The 22733-nt window shown below is 65.2% G+C and carries 22 protein-coding genes and 1 tRNA gene; 10 read left to right on the forward strand and 13 right to left on the reverse strand.

Features of this window, described 5'->3' with window-relative positions:
• The first annotated feature begins 28 nt into the window (after positions 1-28).
• The 3 genes from AWB89_RS02420 to AWB89_RS02430 are packed head-to-tail and all read left to right on the forward strand — an operon-like array spanning position 29 to position 3753.
• The gene (locus tag AWB89_RS02420) at positions 29-1546 is read left to right on the forward strand and encodes a TldD/PmbA family protein (protein WP_085171393.1); all 1518 of its coding nucleotides are present in this window, start codon (positions 29-31) and stop codon (positions 1544-1546) included.
• Positions 1543-2916 carry a TldD/PmbA family protein gene (locus AWB89_RS02425; RefSeq protein ID WP_085171394.1) on the forward strand — a complete coding sequence of 458 codons (1374 nt, stop codon included), beginning with the start codon at positions 1543-1545 and terminating at the stop codon, positions 2914-2916. The genes AWB89_RS02420 and AWB89_RS02425 overlap by 4 nt, the downstream gene beginning before the upstream one ends.
• 9 nt (positions 2917-2925) lie before the next feature.
• The gene (locus tag AWB89_RS02430) at positions 2926-3753 is read left to right on the forward strand and encodes a carboxymuconolactone decarboxylase family protein (RefSeq protein ID WP_085171395.1); all 828 of its coding nucleotides are present in this window, start codon (positions 2926-2928) and stop codon (positions 3751-3753) included.
• 4 nt (positions 3754-3757) lie between these two features.
• Here AWB89_RS02430 and AWB89_RS02435 read toward each other — a convergent pair whose 3' ends face one another.
• Entirely contained in the window at positions 3758-3949 is a 192-nt protein-coding gene (locus AWB89_RS02435; RefSeq protein ID WP_085171396.1) for a hypothetical protein, read from the reverse strand.
• A 623-nt stretch (positions 3950-4572) separates the two neighbouring features.
• Here AWB89_RS02435 and AWB89_RS02440 point away from each other — a divergent pair.
• A tRNA-Ile gene (locus tag AWB89_RS02440) sits at positions 4573-4646 on the forward strand.
• A gap of 143 nt (positions 4647-4789) precedes the next feature.
• On the opposite strand, the gene AWB89_RS02445 is transcribed toward AWB89_RS02440, so the two are convergent.
• The 6 genes from AWB89_RS02445 to AWB89_RS02470 all read right to left on the reverse strand — a co-directional run bounded on the left by AWB89_RS02445 (position 4790) and on the right by AWB89_RS02470 (position 10118).
• Complete coding sequence (locus AWB89_RS02445) at positions 4790-5812, reverse strand: 2-hydroxy-3-oxopropionate reductase (protein ID WP_263992373.1); 1023 nt, start codon at positions 5810-5812, stop codon at positions 4790-4792.
• Positions 5707-6648, reverse strand: coding sequence for an alpha/beta fold hydrolase (locus AWB89_RS02450; RefSeq protein WP_085171397.1), 942 nt, complete (start codon positions 6646-6648; stop codon positions 5707-5709). Before AWB89_RS02450 ends, AWB89_RS02445 begins: the two co-directional genes overlap by 106 nt.
• Positions 6649-6724: 76 nt before the next feature.
• Positions 6725-7168 carry an alpha/beta fold hydrolase gene (locus AWB89_RS02455; protein WP_142282423.1) on the reverse strand — a complete coding sequence of 148 codons (444 nt, stop codon included), beginning with the start codon at positions 7166-7168 and terminating at the stop codon, positions 6725-6727.
• On the reverse strand, positions 7119-7589 hold the full coding sequence (locus AWB89_RS02460) for an alpha/beta fold hydrolase (RefSeq protein WP_085171399.1): 471 nt from the start codon (positions 7587-7589) through the stop codon (positions 7119-7121). The genes AWB89_RS02455 and AWB89_RS02460 overlap by 50 nt, the downstream gene beginning before the upstream one ends.
• 207 nt (positions 7590-7796) lie before the next feature.
• Positions 7797-8942, reverse strand: coding sequence for a helix-turn-helix domain-containing protein (locus AWB89_RS02465; RefSeq protein WP_085171400.1), 1146 nt, complete (start codon positions 8940-8942; stop codon positions 7797-7799).
• Between the two features lie 183 nt (positions 8943-9125).
• Positions 9126-10118, reverse strand: a complete 993-nt coding sequence (locus AWB89_RS02470; RefSeq protein WP_085171401.1) for a helix-turn-helix domain-containing protein — start codon at positions 10116-10118, stop codon at positions 9126-9128.
• Between the two features lie 367 nt (positions 10119-10485).
• Between AWB89_RS02470 and AWB89_RS02475 the strand changes: the two genes are divergently transcribed.
• Together AWB89_RS02475 and AWB89_RS27455 are read left to right on the forward strand one after the other, a co-directional pair.
• Complete coding sequence (locus AWB89_RS02475) at positions 10486-11406, forward strand: alpha/beta fold hydrolase (RefSeq protein ID WP_085171402.1); 921 nt, start codon at positions 10486-10488, stop codon at positions 11404-11406.
• Positions 11403-11564, forward strand: a complete 162-nt coding sequence (locus tag AWB89_RS27455; protein WP_169716575.1) for a hypothetical protein — start codon at positions 11403-11405, stop codon at positions 11562-11564. Before AWB89_RS02475 ends, AWB89_RS27455 begins: the two co-directional genes overlap by 4 nt.
• 25 nt (positions 11565-11589) lie before the next feature.
• Here the strand turns inward: AWB89_RS27455 and AWB89_RS02480 are convergent, their stop codons facing one another.
• The 6 genes from AWB89_RS02480 to AWB89_RS02505 form a co-directional block, all read right to left on the reverse strand.
• The gene (locus AWB89_RS02480; RefSeq protein ID WP_085171403.1) at positions 11590-12048 is read right to left on the reverse strand and encodes a cupin domain-containing protein; all 459 of its coding nucleotides are present in this window, start codon (positions 12046-12048) and stop codon (positions 11590-11592) included.
• Between the two features lie 146 nt (positions 12049-12194).
• The gene (locus AWB89_RS02485) at positions 12195-12608 is read right to left on the reverse strand and encodes a limonene-1,2-epoxide hydrolase family protein (protein WP_085171404.1); all 414 of its coding nucleotides are present in this window, start codon (positions 12606-12608) and stop codon (positions 12195-12197) included.
• Between the two features lie 49 nt (positions 12609-12657).
• Positions 12658-13773: an NDMA-dependent alcohol dehydrogenase gene (locus AWB89_RS02490; RefSeq protein WP_085171405.1), complete on the reverse strand. Its 1116-nt coding sequence runs from the start codon at positions 13771-13773 to the stop codon at positions 12658-12660.
• Positions 13770-13970, reverse strand: a complete 201-nt coding sequence (locus tag AWB89_RS02495) for a ferredoxin (protein WP_085171406.1) — start codon at positions 13968-13970, stop codon at positions 13770-13772. The genes AWB89_RS02490 and AWB89_RS02495 overlap by 4 nt, the downstream gene beginning before the upstream one ends.
• 3 nt (positions 13971-13973) lie before the next feature.
• Positions 13974-16322, reverse strand: coding sequence for a CaiB/BaiF CoA transferase family protein (locus AWB89_RS02500; RefSeq protein ID WP_085171407.1), 2349 nt, complete (start codon positions 16320-16322; stop codon positions 13974-13976).
• Positions 16323-16510: 188 nt separating this feature from the next.
• Complete coding sequence (locus AWB89_RS02505; RefSeq protein WP_085171408.1) at positions 16511-17200, reverse strand: TetR/AcrR family transcriptional regulator; 690 nt, start codon at positions 17198-17200, stop codon at positions 16511-16513.
• A 242-nt stretch (positions 17201-17442) separates the two neighbouring features.
• Here AWB89_RS02505 and AWB89_RS02510 point away from each other — a divergent pair, with 242 nt between their 5' ends.
• The 4 genes from AWB89_RS02510 to AWB89_RS02525 all read left to right on the forward strand — a co-directional run bounded on the left by AWB89_RS02510 (position 17443) and on the right by AWB89_RS02525 (position 22698).
• Complete coding sequence (locus AWB89_RS02510) at positions 17443-18669, forward strand: cytochrome P450 (protein WP_174627801.1); 1227 nt, start codon at positions 17443-17445, stop codon at positions 18667-18669.
• A gap of 86 nt (positions 18670-18755) precedes the next feature.
• On the forward strand, positions 18756-19961 hold the full coding sequence (locus tag AWB89_RS02515; protein WP_085171409.1) for an amidohydrolase family protein: 1206 nt from the start codon (positions 18756-18758) through the stop codon (positions 19959-19961).
• Between the two features lie 23 nt (positions 19962-19984).
• Entirely contained in the window at positions 19985-21508 is a 1524-nt protein-coding gene (locus tag AWB89_RS02520) for an aldehyde dehydrogenase family protein (RefSeq protein WP_085171410.1), read from the forward strand.
• Between the two features lie 17 nt (positions 21509-21525).
• Positions 21526-22698 carry a CaiB/BaiF CoA transferase family protein gene (locus AWB89_RS02525; RefSeq protein ID WP_085171411.1) on the forward strand — a complete coding sequence of 391 codons (1173 nt, stop codon included), beginning with the start codon at positions 21526-21528 and terminating at the stop codon, positions 22696-22698.
• The last annotated feature ends 35 nt before the right edge of the window (positions 22699-22733 follow it).

Below are 22733 nucleotides of genomic sequence, written 5' to 3' on the forward strand. Positions count from 1 at the left end.
GGTGGGAAGCGGTCGTTACCGTGGAGCCGTGACATCGAACCGGGCAATCGATGCCGACTTCGTCGGCCTGCCCCGCCACGAGCTTGCCGAGGCCGCGCTGTCGGCGGCCAAGGCGGCCGGTGCCAGCTATGCCGACCTGCGGCTTCACCGCCTCAGCACCGAGATCATCCAGCTGCGCGACGGCGAGCTGGAGACTTCCGTCGTCAGCCGCGAGGTCGGCCTGGCCGTGCGGGTGATCGTCAACGGCACGTGGGGATTCGCCTCGCACGCGGAGCTCGCGCCCGCCGTCGCGGCCGAGACCGCGCGCCGCGCCGTGCACGTGGCCACCACGCTGGCGATGCTCAACACCGAGCGCGTCGAGCTCGCCGACGAGCCCGTCTACACCGACGCCGCCTGGGTGTCGAACTACCGGATCGACCCGTTCGAGGTCCCCGCGCCGGAGAAGATCGCGGTGCTGGAGGAGTACTCCGGGCGCCTGCTGGGCGCCGACGGCATCGACCACGTGTCGGCCGGCCTGACCGCCGTCAAGGAGCAGACGTTCTACGCCGACACCTTCGGGTCGTCGATCACCCAGCAGCGGGTGCGGGTGTTGCCGACGCTGGAGGCGGTGACCGTGGACGCCGCGGCGGGCAGCTTCGACTCGATGCGCACGCTGGCCCCGCCGATGGGGCGGGGCTGGGAGGCGCTGGCCGGTGACGAGGTGTTCAACTGGACCGACGAGCTCGCGCAGTTGCCCGCGCTGCTGGCCGAGAAGGTCAAGGCGCCCAGCGTGGTGGCCGGGCCCACGGATCTGGTGATCGATCCCACGAACCTGTGGCTGACCATCCACGAATCCATCGGGCACGCAACCGAATACGACCGCGCGATCGGCTACGAGGCCGCCTACGCCGGAACGTCGTTCGCCACCCCGGACAAGCTCGGCACCATGCGCTACGGCTCGCCGGTGATGAACGTGACCGCCGACCGCACCGTCGAACATGGCCTGGCCAGCGTCGGCTACGACGACGAGGGGGTGGCCGCGCAGAGCTGGGATCTGGTGCGCGACGGGATCTTCGTCGGTTACCAGCTCGACCGGGTGTTCGCGCCGCGGCTGGGCCAGGCGCGCTCCAACGGGTGCTCGTACGCCGACTCGCCGCACCACGTGCCCATCCAGCGGATGGCCAACGTGTCGCTGCAGCCCGGGCCCGAGGACCTCAGCACCGCCGACCTGATCGGCCGCGTCGAGGACGGCATCTACATCGTCGGCGACAAGTCCTGGTCAATCGATATGCAGCGCTACAACTTTCAGTTCACCGGCCAGCGGTTCTTCCGCATCCGCGACGGCCGCCTGGACGGCCAGCTGCGCGACGTCGCCTACCAGGCCACCACCACCGACTTCTGGAATTCGATGGAGGCCGTGGGTGGTCCATCGACCTGGCGGCTGGGCGGCGCGTTCAACTGCGGCAAGGCGCAGCCCGGGCAGGTCGCCCCGGTCAGCCACGGCTGCCCGTCGGCGCTGTTCCGCGGCGTCAACGTGCTCAACACCGTCAGCGAGGGCGGCCGATGATCACCCCACAGCACGTCGTCAACCTGGTCCTGGAAGAGGCGGCCAAGCTCGGCGGCGCCAACGAGACCATGGTGCTGGTCACCGACAAGGTCGAGGCGACGTTGCGGTGGGCGGGCAATTCGATGACCACCAACGGGGTTTCGGTGAACCGCAGCATCACGGTGATTTCCGTGGTGCGCCAAGGGGACAGCGCGCACATCGGGACGGTGGTGTCCGCCGAGGTGGATCCGCGGGTGATCCCCGGTTTGGTGGCCGCGTCCCAGCAGGCGGCCCGCTCGGCGCCGGAGGCCGGTGACGCCGCGCCGCTGCTCTCCGGGAGCGGCGAGCCCGCGGACTGGAACGCGCCGGTGCCCGGCACCGGACCGTTGGTGTTCTCCGATGTCGCCGACTCGTTGAGCCGCGGGTTCCGCGGCGCCGATCGGCTGTACGGCTTTGCCCACCACAGCGTTTCGACGACGTTCCTGGCGTCGTCGACGGGGCTGCGGCGGCGCTTCACCCAGCCAACCGGCGCGGTGGAGATCAACGCCAAGCGCGGCGACGCCAGCGCCTGGGCGGGCATCGGCACCGCCGACTTCGTTGACGTGCCGACCGATTCGCTGCTCGAGCAGTTGTCGATGCGGCTCGGCTGGGCCAAGCGCAGCGTCGCGCTGCCCGCGGGTCGCTACGAGACGATCATGCCCCCGTCGACGGTGGCCGACATGATGATCTACCTGGCCTGGTCGATGGCCGGCCGTGGGGCGGAGGAGGGCCGCACCGCGCTGTCGGCGCCCGGTGGCGGGACGCGGGTGGGGGAGCGGCTCACCGATCTGCCGCTGACGATGTTCTCCGACCCGTTGGCGCCCGGATTGGCCTGCACGCCGTTCGTCGCGGCGAGCAACTCCTCGGAAACGGTGTCGGTGTTCGACAACGGCATGGAGATCGGCCAGGTGGACTGGATCCGCAACGGGGTGATCAACGCGCTGGCCTACCCGCGGGCCACGGCCCACAAGTTCGACGCCGACGTCGCGGTCGCCGCCGACAACCTGGTGATGACGGGCGGGTCGGCCGAGCTCGCCGACATGATCGCGGGCACCGAGCGCGGCCTGCTGTTGACCACGCTGTGGTACATCCGCGAGGTCGACCCCACCACCCTGCTGCTCACCGGGCTGACCCGCGACGGGGTCTACCTCATCGAGGACGGCGAGGTGACCGCGGCGGTCAACAACTTCCGGTTCAACGAGAGCCCGCTGGACCTGCTGCGGCGGGCCACCGAGGCCGGGGCCAGCGAGAAGACCTTGCCGCGCGAGTGGGGCGATTGGGCGACCCGGGCGGCCATGCCGTCGCTGCGGATCCCGGACTTCTACATGTCCTCGGTGAGCCAAGCGCAGTAGCGTGTGGGAATGCTGACCCAGTTGGTGGCACTCTTCCCGGGTGATGGGCGTCTCGCGGGCCTGGTGCGGCGGGTGTGCGCGCAGACGTTGTCGCTGCCGCCGTTACCCGCCCCGGTCGAGGTTGGCGAGCCCGCGTCGGAGGCCGAGGCCGCCGTCGCCGAGTTCGCCGAGCAGTTCAGCGTCGACGTGTCGGCGGTGACCGGCCAACAGCGGAAGCGGTTGTGGAAGGCGTTGGGCGACAGCACGTTTAGCGTGGTGACGCAGATCTACATCGCCGATTTCGTGCCGCGGGTGCGGGCCGGGCTGGAGGCGCTCGGCGTCGGGTCGGAGCACCTCGACTGGGTGGACGGGCCGGTCGCCTGGGACCACACCAGCGAGCCGTCGGACGTGGTGTTCAACGACTTCCTGCCCGCGGTCGCCCGGATGCGCGCGTTGGACCCCGTCACCGCCGAGCTGGTCCGGCTGCGCGGCGCGGCGCAGCATAACTGCCGGCTGTGCAAATCGCTGCGCGAGACCACCGCGCTGGACGCCGGGGGATCGGAGTCGCTGTATGGCGACATCGAGCGCTACGAGGACTCAAGTCGGTTAACCCGCCGCGCTAAAGCAGCGCTGCGCTACACCGATGGGTTAATTTGGACCCCTGCGCACCTCGTCGCCGACGTTGCCGCCGAGGTGCGCTCCGAGTTTTCCGAGGCCGAAGCCGTCGAGCTCACCTTCGACGTCATGCGCAACGCCAGCAACAAGGTCGCCGTGTCGCTGGGTGCCGACGCCCCGCGGGTCGAGGAGGGCACCGAACGGTACCTGCTCGACGCCGAGGGGCAGACGGTCTTCAGCTGACGGCTTAGCCCCCGCCCCCACCGCCGGCGCCGGCGTCGCCAGTGAAGTAGTAGTCGACGTCGGTGGGGTCGGCGCTGATCGTGGTGTTGGCCGGGTGGGTGGCGTCCGCGAATGCCGCTAACGGTGCCGCGGCCGCCCCTGTGATGGCGAGCGCCGCAAGACTGGCACGTATACCAAGGCGCGTTGTTCTGCTCATTGCTGATTTCCTTCCAGGCTTCATTGACTGTTGGTAATGCGCGCGCATTAAGTCGGAGTGTGCGCCGCAAGTGGTGGTCAATCCAGCGCAGCAGGTAAACGGAAGGTTAAGGAAAAATACCTTTTTGTTTCCGTAGTTTCACGTTCGGGAATGCGTCCGACTTCGGCGATAAGCCCGTTCCTGCAGCGTGGCGGTTGCCCCAAATTGCCTTCTCCCCACAGGAATTAGCTTCTTGACACGCCTGCTGAAGCGCCGATCCGGGCGGGAAATGAGACCCCCTTCGCGCACCGGCTCAATTTCGCATTGTGGGCATCCGACGGGTTGGCCTGAATGTCTGCGCGCCTCTAATGCGTCGCCGAGAAAAACGACCCGCCGCAATCCGTTTCGTGCGTCGGCTGCTGAATCCCGTCGTTAAATTCTCGTTAGGCCGGCCTAGGTTGGCTTGGCGCCCCAGCCGCTCTGGCCGGCGAGCTGCCGCAAGGGAAGTGTGAGGATTCTTCATCGGTGTTCGATAGGGGCGTGCGCGCTTCGCAGCCTCGACTTGGCCGCTCGCACCGGGGTCGCCGTCGTCTTCGGTAAGGTCTCCGGTGCGTTGCCGAAGTGGCAAGGTAGCAAGCAGCGCTGGGGCGGTAGCTCAGTTGGTTAGAGCCGCGGACTCATAATCCGTTGGTCGCGGGTTCGAGCCCCGCCCGCCCCACGGTAAACCGTGTATGACCTCGGCTGATGTGTGACAGTTCGTCTTCGGCTGATGGGTGACGGTGTTTCGGCTGATGCGTGACAGTGGTGTCGGCTGACCTTGACACTTCTTCGCTGAGAAGTTGTGCGTGTCGGGCTAGACACTTAGTCGCGTCCGCAGAGCCGTTCGACGCCGCGTAGGAGTGCGGAATGGTCGAGGCTGCCGTCGCCGTTCGCGCGAGCCGAGGCCATCAACTGAGCGACGGCGGCACCGATCGGAGTGATGACGCCGGCCTCGCGGGCCGCGGCGGTGAGAATGCCGAGATCCTTGTGGTGCAGGTCGATGCGGAAGCCGGGGTCGAAGGATCTGGTCAGCATGGTGTGCGCCTTGTGAGCCAGAACCGCTGATCCAGCCAGGCCCCCGCCGAGCACTTCGATCGCGGCTTCGGTGTCGACCCCGTAGGCCTCCAGGAAGACGATCGCCTCCGCGAGGACCTGAAGGTGGGCGGCGACGATGAGTTGGTTGGCCGCCTTCACCGTTTGTCCGGAGCCGCTGGGTCCGACGTGGACGACGGTGGTCCCGACTGCGTCGAGAACCGGCTTGGCGGCGGCGAAGTCCTCGTCGGTACCGCCCACCATGATCGACAGCCGGGCGTTGATCGCGCCTGTCTGGCCGCCCGAGACCGGTGCATCGATCATCCGGAAGCCGCGCTTGCGCGCCTGGGCAGACAAGCTGGCGGCGACGTCGGGCCGGATGCTGGAGAAGTCGATGATCAACGTGCCGGGCGATGCGCTGTCGAACACATTATTCGGCTCGGTGAGCACAGCTTCGACGTCGGGCGAGTCGGGAAGCATCAGCGCAACCACGTCGGCGTCTCGAACCGCGGTCGCAATCGAATCCGCCGCCTCGCCGCCGGCATCGACGAGGCCGGCGGTCCGTTCGGGTGACCGGTTGTATCCGGTGACCCGATGCCCGGCTCGGACGAGATTGACGGCCATCGGGCTGCCCATGATGCCGAGGCCGATGAACGCGACCGTGCTCACCGCGGTCCTCGCTTTCTTCGTGTGCAGTCGATTCGGTGTCAGATAGGAAAGAAGCTCATCAACGCCGCGGCGGTCTCTTCCGGGAGTTGTTCGGGGATGAAGTGTCCTGACGGCAGCGCGGTCGTGGTCACCGTCGCGGCGCACTGAGCTTGCCAGAGAGCCTGTGCGTCGAACAGTCGGTGCACTGCTCCCCGTTCACCGACCAAAACTTGTGTGTCGCAGAGGATCTTCTGTCCGAGGTCGCGACTGCGCTGGTCGTCTTCGAGGTCGATACCGGCACTGGCTCGGTAGTCCTCGGTGCTGCTGTGGATGGCTTCCGGTGTGCAGAACGCGCGTTCGTATTCGGCGGCCACACCGTCATCCAGGTAGTCCACATCACCGCCGGCGAGTTTCCGCAGCACGATATCGAGGTAGCCGGCAGGATTGCCGCCGATCAGCGATTCCGGCAGAGGCGCTGCCTGAATGAGCAGGAACCAGTGGAAGTAAGCTGTCGCGAATTCCCTTGTGGTGGCGTTGTACATGTCCAGTGTCGGCGCGATATCCACCAGCGACAACTTGACGACACGGGCGGGATGATCCAGCGCCAGGCGCGCTGAAACGCGGGCGCCGCGGTCGTGTCCGCACAGGTAGAAGGTGTCCCGCCCGAGCTGATCCATGACGGTGACGAGGTCATTGGCCATCGCTCGCTTGCTGTAGTTGCTGTGGTCGGGGCGTCCCGCCGGCTTGGACGAGTCGCCGTAGCCGCGCAGGTCCGGGATCACCAGGAAGTACCGGTCCCGAAGTTGCGGTGCGACTCGGCGCCACATCAGATGGGTTTCGGGGTAGCCGTGCACCAGCAGCAGTGCGGGTGCGTTCGGGTCGCCGCCGTAGCGGGCGAAGATCGATACCTCTCCGACGTCGAACGTGCGCGCGTCAAGACCCGGGAACCAGCGCGCGTCCACCGGGGCGGAGGCCTCGTCGCGATCCGGCGCATCGGACATGGTCGCTGCCCCCTTTGTACGACGATCGTGAAGTGGTCAACTGCCAATACCTAAGCATGTGACCACCTCATGGTCGTCACCGCCCGATGTGTGCCAGGACGTGCTTGGACCAGATATCGGGAGATTCGAGCGGACTGAAATGCCCGCAGTTCTCCAGGAACTCGAGCGTGTAGTCCGAATAGAAGTCATCCAAGGTGTCACTCCACGCCTGCGGGAACAACGGATCCTGGTCGGGCCACAAGATGGTAACCGGCTTGGATAGTCGCTCATCGGGTGGCGGAGTCGTCTCGTTGGCATAGTAGGTGATCGGGTTGCCCTCCGGGTTGCGGAACCACAGCACGCCGGCCAGGAAATCCCCAGGGGCCGAGTGGTTTTCGGTGAGGTGGTCGAGAAGGTCGGCGACGACGGTCGATCCGGGCGCCGACCAGTTCGCCAAGTTCTCCCACAGCGCCGCACGCACGGCGTCGGGCTTACCGTCGATGATCGTCTTCGACGAGTTCGGACTTGTAGAAGATCGCATGCACGAAGGCGTTGACCGCGTCCTCCTCGAGGATACGGCGCCCGACACCCATCGTGGGGGGTGCGATGACAAGCGACCGCGCGAGGTCGGGGCGCGTCATCGCGATCGTTTGGACGGTGAAGCTGCCGACGTCATACCCGCACAGCACGGCATCGCTGATGCCCAGCTCTTCGAGGAGGGCGATGACGCCGCCCACCTGGCGGCTGAGCGCATAGGCGGTCGGGTCTGCGAGGTGTTTGTCGGACTTGCCGTAGCCGCGCAGGTCGAGCACGGTGACGTCGGCGTGCGGCGTCAGCTGCGGCACCACCCGGGAGTATTCCCTGTGGTCGCCCGGGTTTCCGTGGATCAGGACGACCGGTACTCCCTGTCCGGAGCGTTCGTAGTAGAGCCTGAAGCCGTCATGTTCGGTTGAGTATGGCATCGAACGTCCCTTCCTGTCGGCGCGACGAGGCGTCGTCACCGCGACGCATCGTGCGGGCGCATGGCCGCGAAAAGCCTTTGGTGGGAGCGGGTCTCGGCTCCTAGTGCTGATCGTAGAAGGGTATGCGTCGCACGATCGGGTGCTGGCTGGAAACGATCGTTGTTTGACTGATTTTCCCGGCGCGACCCCGTGTGCGGCCCGGCCTGTTCAGTTTCTGACTGCTCGCCATTGGCCGGTCGGCAGCCTCGAGTCGTCGGACCGGAAGGCCTCGCGGTAGGCGTGGGGGCTGACTCCGACGATGCGTCGAAATGTTGGCCGCAACGACACCGCGGTAGCCAGGCCGACCTGGCGGGCGATGGCGTCGACCGTCAAATCCGTGCGTTCCAGGAGATTTTGGGCGCGCAAGATGCGTTGGTCGACCAGCCATTGCAGTGGCGAAATTCCGGTCTGGTCGCGGAAGCGCCGGTCGAAAGTCCGGCGGCTGAGGCCGGCTTCGGCGGCCAGCTCGTCGATGTCCACAGTGTGCAGATGAGCGATCGCGTACGCCATCACTCGCCCCAGATCGAGGTCGCGAGAGCTGGTCGGTACTGGACGATCGACGAACTGCGCCTGATTGCCACACCGTGCGGGTGACAGCACCAGGTGTCGCGCGATCGCGGTTGCCGCCGCCGCGCCCCAGTGCCTGCGTACGACGTGCAGGCATGCGTCCAGCCCGGCCGCCGTGCCGGCGCTGGTGATGATGTCGCCGTCATCTACGTAGAGAACAGACGGGTCCACCCGCACTGACGGATAGCGGGCGGTCAGCGTCGGCGCATGCAACCAGTGCGTGGCGGCGCGTCGACCGTCGAGCAGACCGGTGGCGGCGACGACGAACGCTCCCAGACACAGGCTCATCAGAAGGGCGCCGTCCGCGTGCGCCGCGCGGACCGCCTCCAACGGTTCTGGCGGCGGAACCTGGTGAGGGCTACGCCAGCTCGGCACGATCACGATTCCGGCGCGATCCAGCGCCTCCAATCCGTGTGGTGGGTGAAATCCGACGCCATCGGTGGTTTTCATCGGGCCGGCTTCACCGGCGACGGGCAGGACGGTGAAATGGGGTGCGCCGCTGGGGTTCATTCCGAACACACTCATCGGTACCGACGTCTCGAACATCGAGGCCCCGTCAAACATCAGCACGGCGATGACGCTCAGGTCGCGCGACCCGTTCGTCGGTCGTGCGGCGATGGGCTCGACATCGTCGGGCGCCGAAGTCCGCCGCCGCGATACTAGGTTTCGGCGCGGCCTGGTCGGCGCGTTGACGCGGGCCTGATGGGCCGGCGGAGCGAGCGCTGGGCCTGAATGAACCGTGGTCATGCCGACGCCTCCCGTCGTTGTCGGTCAGTGCATGGAGATCCGATTGCCCGCAAGGATCCGATGGCTTATGGTCGCGCGCGGAACCGGCACGGTGTGTGCTGGAACTGCACGCCTGTGTGCGCCAACTGCAAACTGATGGCCGCTGCCGTCACGGCGCACCGCGCCGGCAGCCGGCGGCGCCCGCTACTGTGCCGGTGCCGGATAAACCCCGGGCGTTGCACCGGTGCGCAAGCGCTGACCGCGCCAGTCACTGGGCGACAGCCCGTATGCGGCACGGAAGGCCCGACTAAAACTCGACATGTCGGAGAATCCCTGCCGGCGAGCGACGCTGGCGATCGTGACACTGTCGGGGCATTCGGCGAGTTCATGGCGCGCCGCTTCCAATCGGCGGGTCCGGATCCACTGCGACAGGCTGATATCCGCGTCGGCGAGCACCTTGTACAGATGGCGAACCGAGATGAAATGCGCGGCGGCGATCCTTTCAGCGCTGAGATCCGGGTCGCGTAGATGCCGTGACGCATAGTCCAAGATGCGCATCCGAAGCGTGTTGGCGAGGGGCTCGGCAGCTCGGTCGGGGTATCCCAACTGGGTCACGATGACCGCGCGCAGCAGTTCGATGCTCGGATGCCCGGCAAGGTCGCCATTGACCGTCGTGAATAGGGACGGATCCGATGCCAGACGGCGCAGATAGTCGAACGTCAGCGAGGCCAGCGGATGGTCCGGAACCAGCGGCACCGCGCACGCGTTGCGAATGAGGTCTGGCGGCAGCGCGAGGGCCGAGTGAGGGATCTGGAAAAACTCTCCCCCCATTCCCTCTTCGTTGAGCAGGGTGTAGGCCGCTGTTGAGTCGTACATCGCCATCGCACCCGGCTGCAGCACCGCTTCCCTGTCCTCCTGCACCACCATGCTTGTGCCGTCCAGCTGGAGGTTGACGAACACTGTCGGCTCCACGCCGTCACGCGCGAGCGCCGGAGTGCGCTCCACCCGATTCGCGGTCGTTCGACCGGAGCAGACTTTAAGTTCGCCGAGCGGCGTGACCAGCCCGTGAGCCGTCGCGTCCGGCCCGTCCTGGATCCAGTGCCACTCGACGGACACCATCGCCGCGCCCATCGCCCAGTGCATGTAGTCGGCGCGTTCCATCGGGTCGACGCTGTCGGTATCAAGAACGATGGCCACGCAAACACTTCCTCTTATGCGTTGGGCGACTGCTCAGCCACAGATCACGATTCTAGCTGGCCTAAGGCCGCCGGCGCGCCCCCCGGAAGCCGACCGGACGGATTGCCGGCAATCATCAGCCCTACGACGGACGGACCGCCGCGAGGCGCCCCCGTACGGGTCGCCCGTGCGCGGCAGTGCACGCACCTGGTTGACGCGGCGTGCCGAGGGTCCCGCGCGACCACATGTTGGCCGCCTCGGGGGAAACCGGTCTAACAACGATCGTTTCCAGCCAGCGCCGGCTCAGTCGCTACATGCGCTCCTACGATCGCGACTAGGGGCTCAGACCGGTTCTCTCGGAAGCCATTTCTCCTCTGGAGGTAGGACGATGCACGAATTTCACCACAACGTGTTCGACACCGCGGATGTCCGAATCCACTACGTGACCGCGGGAACGGCGCCGATTGACGGCGGGGACGACCGAACCATCGTGCTGTTGCACGGTTGGCCCCAGACCTGGTGGGAGTGGCGCCACATCATGGAGCCTCTCCATTCCGACGGCTGGTTTGTCATAGCTCCCGACTATCGGGGAGCCGGCGGATCGTCGAAGCCTTCGAGCGGTTACGACAAACACACGATGGCCGGTGACATCAAGGGATTGCTGGAGCACCTCGGCGTGGAAAAGCCGATCACACTCGTCGGTCACGACCTCGGGCTGATGGTCGCCTACGCGTACGCCTCCCTCTATCCGACCGGCGTCGAACGCCTGGTGCTCATGGAGGCCCCAATCCCGGGCACCAGGTCGATGCAAAGCGTGGCCACCACCAACTTCCGGGACAACAAGCTGTGGCACTTTCACATGCACGGCGCGGCGGACAACGTCGCCGAGACACTCATCGCCGGCAGCGAATTCCCTTATCTGCGCTCGTTCTACGTCAGGCTGAGCGCGAATCCCGACGCGATTTCAATCGCGGACGCGCAGCGGTACGTCGCTGACTACACGGCCCCCGGTGCCATGCGGGCCGGGATCGAACTCTTTCGGGCCTTCGAGGACGACGCAATGGACAACCAGCGCGTCCTGTCCGAAAAGGGCAAGCTCACCATGCCCGTACTCGGACTCGGAGGGACCGCAAGCTTCTTTTTGCCGATCGCCGAGGAGATGCTCGCGGAGGTCGCCGAAAACTTCACGGTCCGGCCGATCGAACGATCGGGCCATTGGATCGCCGAGGAGCAACCGGAGACACTCCTGCAGCGTCTGCGCGAATTCATCGACGCGACCGGCGGCGACCAGTCGGGGCGAGCGGCATGATCATCCTGAACGTGTTCTTCGACGTGGCCCAGGAGCACGAGGCGAACTTTCTGAAGCTCCTCAATCACATGGTGGTTGAGTCGAACTTCAATGACACCGTCAACGGATATCTGAAGTCGGACTACGACGAGCACCACTACGAGGAAATTCCGCGCTGACACCGCGGGCTACCAACGCCTTTAGCTATATCGCGTACAGAGCGGGAAGGTTGACGACGATGGCTTCTTGGCTGCTGCGCGCAATCACCATTTCGGCGGGCGTGCTCGGATCGGGGTTCTCCTCCCGATGTGGCAGGTGCGGGGGAACGAAGATGTAATCGCCGGGCTCGGTCCGCACGCGAACCTCGCCGGCTCCGTCGAAGAACACGAACTCGGGGTGCCCACTTCGGACGTAGATCATGGTTTCTGAGTCACCATGGTGGTGGTTGGCCGACGCACTGCCCGGCGCGGCCAACGTCTCTCCCATCCACAACTTCTCACTTCCCACGCTGGCGCCGCTCAGCGCGGCGAAGCGTTGCATGCCATCAGTCTGCGCCGTGGTTGCATCGAGTTCGGATGCCTTTATGTGGCGCACACGATTACGGGCCGCACTCGTCTCGCCGTTGGCGGAGAAGTTGGGGTGGAAACCATCGGGGCCGGCCATGCGTTCCAGCGTAGGCTCGCGCCCTGGCCAGACGCCTGTCTACTGGTCGACGAATTTGGGCCAATCAGCGATCGTTTTGAGTCGCCGCGAACACGCCCTGCCCTCCTCGGATGCCGTTGATCGCAGATAAGTGGTGATGTCCCAACTCATGCGGTCGCGGGCACCAGGGCGCTGATGTCCTCGCCTTGAAGGAGCTTCATTATCAGATTCAGGTCGAAATAGTCGGTCCAGCGAGTGATCCTCTCGTCGTCATCGACGACGAAGGTCCCCATGACCGGGATGGCCGGTGTGCTTCCGTCCGGAGCCTGGATGTAGTCCAGGCGTTCGGTGAGCACGACGGAACCCTCGCTGGCGAGGTTGACGATTTCGAAGGCATAGGCGTCGGGGAACATGGCGAACTGGGCGGCCATGTTCTCCACGATGGCGTCTGGTCCGACAACGGCGGGCATTCCCACGTTCTGATAGACGGCCCCTTCGGCGAGCAGGGGACGCAACGCTTCGGCGTCCCGCTGCTCCATCAAGGCACAGAAGTGGCGGACTACATCGGCTGGCGAGGACATGAGTGGAATCCCTTCTCGGCGATTAGATGACCTGATGTCTCAACGAGATTCAGTGCTCGTGGATGATCACCCCGCGGATGTTGCGGCCGGCGAGCATGTCGTCGTAGGCCTCGTTGATGTCGTTGAGCTTGTACTCGGTGGTGACGGTTTCGTCGAGTAACAGCTTGCCGTTTCGGTACAGATTGATGAGTCGAGGGATGTCGGCGCGGGGGTTGGCTTCGCCGTAGAGGCTGCCTAGGAGACGCTTCTGGAACAGGGTGAACAACGTCAGCGGCAGCGTTGGTGTCACGTCGGACATCGATGCCAGGGCGGTGACCACGACGGCACCGCCCTTGCGCACCGCATTGAGCGCGTCGTTGATCATCGCGCCCTCGAGCACGCCCGGCGTCAGGATGACCGAGTCGGCCATGACTCCACGCGTAATCTCGCCAACTAATTGGGTTGCTTCCTCGAGTGAGGTGACAAAGTGCGTGGCGCCGAACTGAAACGCCTTGTCGCGCTTGGTCTCCTCAATATCGACCACCACGATCTGCTCCGCGCCCGCTAGGCGCGCGCCCTGAATGGCGCCGCTGCCGATCCCGCCGCAGCCAACCACGACGACGACGTCGCCGGGGCTGACGTTCGCGGTGTTGACGGCCGAACCCCAACCGGTGGTGACGCCGCAACCGAGAAGACACACGCGCGACAGCGGCACATCGTTGTCGATCTTGACCACGGAGGCCTCCGACAACACGCCCCACTGCGCAAAGCTGCCGACGCCGGAGAGGGCTCCTATGCCCTGTCCGCGCGCTCGCCGCCGAAAGGTGCCGTCGGCCTGGACTCCCGCGAGGATGATCGCCCCGTAATCACAGAGGTTCTGGCGCCCCGTGGCGCACCAGCGGCAGCGGCCGCAGGCGGGCAGAAAGGACGTCACTACGTGGTCGCCCACCGCCACATCGCGCACTTCCGGACCGACCTCGCGAACGATGCCGGCCCCTTCATGTCCACCGATCAGGGGAAAGCTCACCCCGAACATGTCGCCGGTGCGGATGTGGTGATCGGAGTGGCACAATCCGGTGGCTTCGAATTCGACCAATAGTTCGCCGGATTGCGGAGGATCGAGTTCGATCTCTTCCACCGACCACTTCTCGTTCAGGCCCCACAGAACTGCTCCGTTGGTCTTCATGGCGACTCCTTCACGATGTGTATGGCACGCTCCGGACAATTCGCGATCGCGTGGTGCGCCCGGTCTTCCCACTCGGGCGGTATGTCGCCGACGGTGACGACGGCAATCCCGTCGTCGTCGATATCGAACATCTCCGGATATGTTGCGTAACAACGGCTGTGGCCCTGGCACATTTCCGCGTCGACGCGAAGCTTCACCGTTCAGTCCAATCCGCCCAGTGTGGTCCCGATGACGCCCTGCTCGGTCAGCGCCGCGATCGACGAGGCGTCGAGCCCGAGGAGCTCACCAAGGATGGTCTCATTGTGCTGTCCCAAGGTCGGCGCCGCTGACCGATACCACTTGTCAACGCTGCGGTACTTGAAGGGAAGAGCCGGCACGTGATGCCGTCCCACGACGGGGTGGTCGAGACCTTCGAAGAAGCCCCGGGCGGCCAGCTGCGGATGCATCGAACCGACCCTGGCGTCCGCCAACTCCGCGGCCGGGACGGCGTAGTCGACGAGCAACTGCGCGGCGGCCGAGGAATCGTGTTGCCGAGCCCACTGCTCCACGTGCTTATCGATCAGATCGTGTGCCCCCACGCGCCCTTCGTGGGTGTCCAACGCGGGGTCGTCCGCCCAATCCGGTTCGCCCAGAGCCGACTTCAATCGCCGCCACTGCTCGTCCGTGGCGACCGAAATGGCCAGCCACCGCTCGGTTCCCGCGCATTGATAGAGGCCTTGGGGGGCGGCGTCGCGGCTGCGATTTCCCAATCGCGATATCAGGTTGCCGCTGGCCGTGAATTCCACCACCTGCTCGGCGGCCGCGTTGAGTGCGGCCTCCACCATCGAGACTTCGATGAACGACCCGCGTCCCGTTCGATCCCGTTGCCGCAGGCCGGCGAGCATGGCGAATGCCGAGTGCATTCCCGCCAGCGGGTCACAGGGGCCGCGGGGGATCCGCGGCTGGTCGTATTCATGGCCGGTCACCCACGCCATCCCGGTCATCTGTTCCATCGTCTGCGCGAAGCCCACGTTGTTGCGCCACGGCCCGTCGAGCCCGAACGCGGGCATCCGAACCATCACCATTCGAGGGTTGAGCTCGCTGATGGTTTCCCACGTGATGCCGAAGTTGTCGAAGACGCGCGGCGAGAAGTTCTCGACCAGAATGTCCGAGCATTTGACGAGGTCGTACAACAGCTCGCGCCCTCGTGGAAGGGACAGGTCGAGGGTGAGTCCGCGCTTGTTGGTGTTGGTCGCCAGGAACATCCCCGACCGCTCCCACCAGTCAGGCTGACCGGCGAACGCCGCGGCCGCCATCCGTGCGCCGTCGGGATGGCGGATCGATTCCAGGTGAATGACCTCGGCCCCCAGTGCGGCAAGCACGTGGGTGGAGGAGGGACCCGCCCACCACGCAGTCGCGTCGAGGATTCGTACGCCGTCGAGCGGGAGTCCTCGTGCGCCGTCGTCGGCGGTCGCAGTCCTGTTGTGCCCCGGCACTTCTGATGATTCGCCGAGCGGGGGAGCGCCGGCGATGGGAGCGGGTCGCTGACCGTTGATCCGGTAGGGTGCCAGCGGGTGGGTGAAGCCGCCGTCGGCGTACGTGCCCCACATGCCGCGCGCCGTGAACTGCGGGTGGTCCAACACGCTCTGGCCATTGTTGACCGGCGACACGGGAATCCGCAGATCGGAGGCCAACGCGACGATCTCGTCCGTGGAACGTTGCGTCGTCCATTCCCGCACAATCCGATTCCACTCGTCCCGGCGTTCCCAGCGGGTCGTGGCGAGGGCCCACGCCTGGTCCTCGTCGAGTAGGTCCAGCCGGCCGATCATCGCGAGGAACGATTCGAATTGTTGGCGGGTGTTGGTGTTGAAGCCCACCCATCCGTCCGCGGTCGGTTCGATGGACGGGATCTCAACCTGGCGGGCGGGCAAGGTCAACGCGGGACGTCCGGCCAGCTCGTGGTAGAGATCCGCGAATCCGCTGGCGCTGAGGTGACAAGCCTCTAACAACGAGCAGTCAACGATTTCACCCGCTCCGCCCAGTCGAACCCGCCGCAATGCGGCAACCGCCGCGACGGCGGCGTAACTGGCCATGACCCATTCGAAGACTCGACCACCCGCCTGGATGGGCGGTTGGTCCGGACGACCTCGCAACGCCAGCGTTCCGCTCTCGGCCTGGATCGTGAACTCCGTCGAGGGCCGGTCCCGGTACGGTCCGGTCAACCCGTACGGAGACAACGCCACGATCACCAGGTGCGGCGCACGCCGTAACAGCGCCTCGCGGTCGAGTGCGCCCGGGCCGAGGGAATCCACGAACACATCGGCGGAAACAATCAGAGTCTCCAGGTCGGCCGGCGAAGTGCCACCGACTGAACGCTTGCCGGCGTTCAAGAATTTGAACAGCGCGCCGCCGTCGCTTCGGCCGCCAAATGTCCTGCGGCGGAACGGGTCCCCGTCCGGGGCTTCGATCTTGATGACCTCTGCTCCGAGGTCGGCGAACAACTTGGTGCAGTACGGACCGGAAATTTCCGTCGCCCACTCGACGACGCGGACCCCACGCATAGCGTTCATCGGTTTGCGAATTTCCGCGTCAGCGCCTGCGGAAGTGAGTCATTATCCGCACCGATGAGTGCACACACGCCACTTCCTGTCCTCGCGCTCGTGCCGATCGCCTGGCTGGCAACGACGCTAGCGACGGGAAAGCTGAGCTGTCAAGTGTGACTCGATAAGCATGGCGGCGGTGGAGTTCGGCGGAGCTTTTAGTCGGCAGCACGCACCTTAGGGGCCCGTTGGGCCCGCCCGCCTCGCTTGGCGGGCGGCTTCGTAGTCGACGTGCTTACGCCTTGGGCGAGGATCTGCGAACCCAGTTCGATCTGCGCGCGGATGTCTGACTCGCCCGTACCAAACCAGCGTGGCCCGAGGCTCGTCGTGAAGATGATGAAGTTAGCCAGCAGCTCGGCGAACAGGTCGGCATCGACGTCGGCCTTGATCTGACCGTCGGCTTGGTAGTGGCGAACGCCTTCGGCGATAACGGCCGTACGGCGTGCGTGATTTGGTTGCAGCACCCGCAACGAGAAGTCCGGATCTGATAGCGCCCGACCGGAAATGTCCCAGCCGGGGACACCGCTGTCCCGGTCATCGATCCTCAGTCGCGCATAGAACAGCTGCTCGACGTAGTCCTCGAAGCGCGCGGGCAGGGACGCCACGACTTGCTCTTCGGCCTCGCTAACGAGGTCCGCGATCTGTCGGGAAACGACTTGCTCGAAGATGCCTCGCTTGTCCCCGAAGTAGTGGAACAGCATTGCCTCCGAGCAGTCGGCGCGACGGGCGATTTCCTTCGTCGCCGCGGCCGCATATCCCGCTTCGGCAAAGACCTCGGCAGCCGCTTCAAGGAGGGCCCGTTGTTTGCCGTCCTTGTCGCGAACTCGCCGCCGCGCGCCTGTGGTCATCACACATACTGTAGCGAGCACCCCCGGACTAAAGGGAAGGTCGGACGCGTGCCGGCCAGGCTTCTTCGGCCCCATCCTGGTGCTCCCCGATAGTTATCGAGTGCGACTTGACTGCGCGTGGCCGACGATTTACTGTGCAGCCAAAGCCAATTTCGGCGCGTGCGAGAAATCCGAGGGCCGGCGCAGACGGCAGATGGGCGGTGGGGCGACATGCCCGCTTCCGGTGGTGAACAGGACCGCACATGGTGAGCAAATCCCCGCAGGAACACGCTCGCAACCTCGATCTTCGTCATGAGGACTTCAACGACCAAGAATTCCTCTACGAGGTCTATGGCGTGATGCGGGAGGCGGGACCGTTCAGCCACCAGGACGTTCCATTCCTGGGCCCTACGCCGGGGGGCGCGTGGGTCGCCACCCGCTACGACGAGTGTTACGAGATTCTGCGGGATTGGCGCAGCTTTTCCAGCAAGCCCCTAGGGCTGGAGGGCAACCCGATGTCGTTTGGCGACATCGTGATCACCTTGGATCCCCCACGGCAGCAACAGCTTCGCAAGGTCCTCAACCCGTACTTCTCTCCGGGTCGGATGAAGGACTTGGAGCCCCAGGTGCGCGCGGTCACGGACGGACTGATCGACAACTTCATCGAATTGGGTCGCGGCGATCTCGCGGACGTCGCGTGGCAGCAACCGGGGATCGTGTTCTTCCGGTATGTGCTCGGTATGCCCGTTGAGGACGTGCCGCTCTACATCGAGACAGCCGACCTCGCGATCAATGGCGAGAGCGAAGAGATCCGAAACGGATCGATGACAAATCTCTACCTTCGTGTGCGCGAGGAGATCGACAAGCGTCGTCATGAACCGCCCCGCGACGACCTCATCGACGTCTTACTCGCCGCTGAGATTGACGGCGAAAAGCTGGGCTTCGACGATGTCGTCGCGAACGTGATGCTCCTGGTGCAGGCCGGGCTCGAAACGACCTCTAGCGCAATGTCGTTCGCCTTCTTCCATCTGGGAACCCATGCCGCAGAGCGCGACCGACTCGTCGGTGACGCCCAGCTGATGCCCACGGCGATAGAGGAATTCATCCGTTACGCGGGTTCGGTTCACGGCTTGCATCGTTCCGTCGCCGAAGAGGTCGAACTGAGCGGACACAAATTCTGTCCCGGTGAGACGGTCGTCGTGAACTATGCGGCCGCGAACCGCGACGCGCGTGAGTTCGAGGAGCCCGACAAGTGCATCCTCGACCGACAGACCAACCGACACCTCGGGTTTGGCGCCGGCGTCCATCGCTGCCTGGGTTCCAATCTCGCTCGACTCGAGTTTCGGGTGGGTGTCGAGCAGACACTGAAACGAATACCGGACTACGCCATCCCCCCAGGGGCGAAAGTGGATTTCCACGGGAACTCCGTCACCCGAGGCTATCGGGCCCTGCCCGTCGTCTTCACGCCGGGCGCCCGCGTCGGCCAATGAGGGGTGGCGGGCAATCGCCCATATCGGCTCGCGGCCAGCGCAATACGGAATTGGCCGGTACCGGTTCCTGAAGTCAGGGAGGATTTGTGGACAAGCAAGATCTGCAATGGATGATCTCCGTCGATGATCACATCATCGAGCCACCGAACCTGTGGGTCGACCGCGCGTCGGCCGCCGACCGCGATCGGGTGCCACACGTCGAGCGCATCGACGGCGTCGATACATGGATCTACGACCAGGCGCGCGCCTCGGTGCTGGGCATCTTGGTCGCGGCCCACCAAAGGCCGCCCGAGTACTCCCCGCTGCCGGTGAACTACGACGAGATGCCTCGCGCGTACTTCGACCCGGTGGCCCGCATCCCCGATATGGACGAGGATCATGTGATCGCGGGACTGAACTTTCCGTTCTTCCCCCGGTTCTGTGGTCAGATGTTCGCCCACCTCGGCGACCGCGACCTGGGTCTCAAGTGCGTGCGGGCGTACAACGACTTCGTCATCGACGAGTGGTGCGCGGCGGCGCCCGGTCGTTACATCCCGATGGTCATCATTCCGTTGTGGGACACCCGTTTGGCCGTCGAGGAGACGTTACGGTGCGCCGGCAAGGGCGCCAAAGCCATTGCCTTCTCGGAGAATCTGCACCCGTTGGGATTTCCGTCCATCCACTCGGGGGCTTGGGACGATTTCTTCGCGGTGGTGAACGAGACGAAGATGCCGCTGTGCACGCACATCGGATCGTCGTCGGTCAGTCCCACTACGTCGCCTGACGCACCTTTCGGGGTTCAGGCGGTCAACATCAACCTCAATCTGGCGAACTCGACCACGGATTGGCTGTTCTCGGGCAAGCTGCAGAAGTACCCCGACCTGAAGATCGTCCTGGCCGAGGGCGGCATCGGCTGGATCCCCTACCTCATCGAGCGCGCCGAACATGTCGCCGCCGACTACCAATACCTGCGCGCCAACAACTGGGCGGTTGATCCGGCCACGATGCGGTTGACCCCCGTGCCTACCGACCCCGAGATTTTCCCGGAGTCCCCGCGCCGGCTCTTCCGCGACCACATGTACGGCTGCTTCATCGAGGACGACTTCGGGGCTGCGAATCTCGACTTCATCGGCGTCGACAACGTCATGATCGAAACGGACTATCCGCACACCGACAGCCTGTGGCCCAACTCCCTTCAGGCCGCACATAAGGCGCTCGACGGCCGGTCCGACCTCGACAAGTACAAAGTGCTGCAGGGTAATGCTCGCCGGGTCTTCGACTTCGAGCCCGCCCCCTACCCGACGCTGACGTAGCCAACGGCTGACGGATTCGTTTGATGCGGGAGTACCAGAGCTTCATCGACGGTCAATGGTTGAGCGACAACGCCGTCGGCACCATCGATGTCATCGATCCGTCCAATGAGGAGTTGATCGGCCGAGTAGTCGACGGGGGACCGAAGCAGGCGGCCCTGGCGATCGCGGCCGCCCGGCGGGCCTTCGACGAGGGCCCGTGGCCGTGGATGTCCGTCCGGGAGCGGGCGAAGATCATCAAGCGGTTCGCCGAAATCCTCGACGAGCGCAAAGCGGAACTCCGGGAGCTGATCGTCGCCGAGATCGGCTCGACCGGCTTCATCACCGACCTGATTCAGGTCGGGGGTGCCATCGAGGCGGCCCACTACTACGGCGAGTTCGTCGAACACGATGTGACGTGGGTGGAAACACCGGGCGGCCCGGTGGTTTCGCCGAACGGCCTCGGTGGCGTGACGGTGGTCCGCGAACCGGCCGGGGTGGTCGGGGTCATTACTCCCTTCAACTTTCCGTTCTCCATCAACATCCAAAAGTGCCTACCCGCGTTGGCCGTCGGCTGCACTGTGGTGCTCAAGCCCCACCCTTGGACTCCGATGAATGCCCTGGAGCTGGCCAAGGTCGGCGAGGAGGCCGGCCTGCCACCCGGCGTGTTCAACGTCGTCGTGGGCGGTGCCGAGGTGGGCGAGGAGCTGTGTACCCACCGAGGCGTCGACATGATCGGCTTCACCGGTTCGACCGCGACCGGTCGACGCATCCGTGAGCTGTCGGCGGCCACGATGAAACGCGCACAGCTGGAGCTCGGCGGCAAAAGCGCGCACATCGTCCTCGACGATGTCACCGAAAGCGACGTCGCGGGAATAGGATTCGGGCAGGCCCTCATGCATGCCGGACAGGCCTGCACGGTCACGTCGCGACTTCTCCTGCCCGAGCACCTGCTCGAGGCGTACGTCGAGGGCGTCAAAGCGATGGCTCCGATGATCACCGTCGGCGACCCGCGTGATCCCGCCACCGTCGTCGGCCCGCTGATCAGGGATCAGCAGCGGCAGCGAGTCGAATCCTTCGTTGAGTCGGGTCTGCAGGAAGGCGCTCGTCTGGTGGCCGGCGGCAAACGTCCCGAAGATCTGCAACGCGGCTTCTACTACGAACCGACGGCGTTCGTCGACTGCCGCAGCGACATCCGTCTATGCCAGGAGGAGGTGTTCGGGCCTGTGCTCGCGGTGATGACCTATCGCTCCGAAGACGAAGCCGTCCGCATCGCGAACGACTCGGTCTACGGTCTCGCGGGTCTGGTTATGACCCGCAACGCCGCAAAGGGTTTCAACGTCGCCAGGCAGATCCGGACGGGCACCATCATGGTGCAGACTGTCGCACCCGGTGCCGACCTCGGCGCCAATCCAGGCAATGGGCAGGGGCCCGGCTGGTCGTTGCCGGCGCGTGGCATGTTCAACGGCGGCGGGCCGTTCGGTGGCTTCAAACAAAGTGGGCTCGGCCGAGAGCAGGGTCGGTGGGGCTTCGAGGAATACACCGAGCTGAAATCGATCACCATGATGTAGCGGGGAAAGGCTACCCGATGGAACTTCTCAAGGATGTTCGAGTCCTCGAGGTGTCACTCTTCTCCGCGGATGCACTGGGCGGACACCTGGCTGATCTCGGCGCAGAGGTGATTAAGGTGGAGCCGCCCGGCGGCGGTGGCTTCCGCGGTTCGGCGGTTTCCGGAGGCGAGCTGCAGGACTCGCACTGGAACCGCGGCAAGAAGAGCGTGGCGATCAACTTGAAAACGGCTGAGGGGCAAGAGGCGTTTCGCCGCCTCGCCGCGACATCGGCGGTGGTGATCGACGGACTCCGTAACGGAACCGCGCGCCGGCTCGGCTTCAGCTACGACGACATCGTCGCAGTCAACCCGACCGTTGTCTACTGCGTACTCAACGGGATGGGCAGCTATGGGCCCTACACCCAATTGGCTACGCACGGACTGTCCTTCGATTGTTTCGCGGGTTTGAGTCCGCCGATCATCGAAGCGGATGGAACGCCGCGTCTTTCGGGGGCGGCCACCGGAACGACGGGCGTTCTGGCGGGACCGCTGTACGCAGCCATGGGCGTACTCGCCGCGCTGCACGCCGCCGCGCGCGACCGCAAGCCGCAGTACGTCGAAGTGGCGCAGGTCGATGCGGCGATTAACTGGAACTTTCAGCACCTCACGGCGTTGGCGAACGGCCAACCGGCCTACGGCGAGGGAATCCGCGCCTCGCTTCGCTACCAGTACTACGAAACGGGCGACGGCAACTACGTGGTGTTCAACGCTCTGGAGGACAAGTTCTGGCTGAGATTCTGCGAGTCAATTGACAGGATGGATCTCTACGAGCCCGGGCGCCAGAAGCCGGGGAAGGATCCCGAGGCAGAGTCCCGGCTGCGCGACGAGTTAACGGCAATATTCAAGGAACGCACGCGCAACGAATGGACCGACTTCTTCATTGCGACCGATATCGCAGGTGCCCCAGCATTTTTGGGCGCGGACCTTTTCGACGACGACCACGCGAAGGCTCGCCGCCTCGTTTACGAGCAGGCTCAATCCGACGGGCCGTCGCGGCGATTGATCGGCACGTGCATCAAGACCAAACCCGACGAAGAGTTCGGACCGCCGGCCGCACCGCGCGTTGGGCAGCATACGGAAGAGGTGCTCGGCGCCCTGGCAGGCTACGACGAGGCCGGAATCGAGCGCCTTCGTTCGGCTGGCGCAATCTGAGTATCAGCGCAAGCCCGCAGCCGACGCGGTGGCGC

It is taken from the genome of Mycobacterium paraense (assembly GCF_002101815.1).
In the GTDB taxonomy this organism is placed as follows: domain Bacteria; phylum Actinomycetota; class Actinomycetes; order Mycobacteriales; family Mycobacteriaceae; genus Mycobacterium; species Mycobacterium paraense.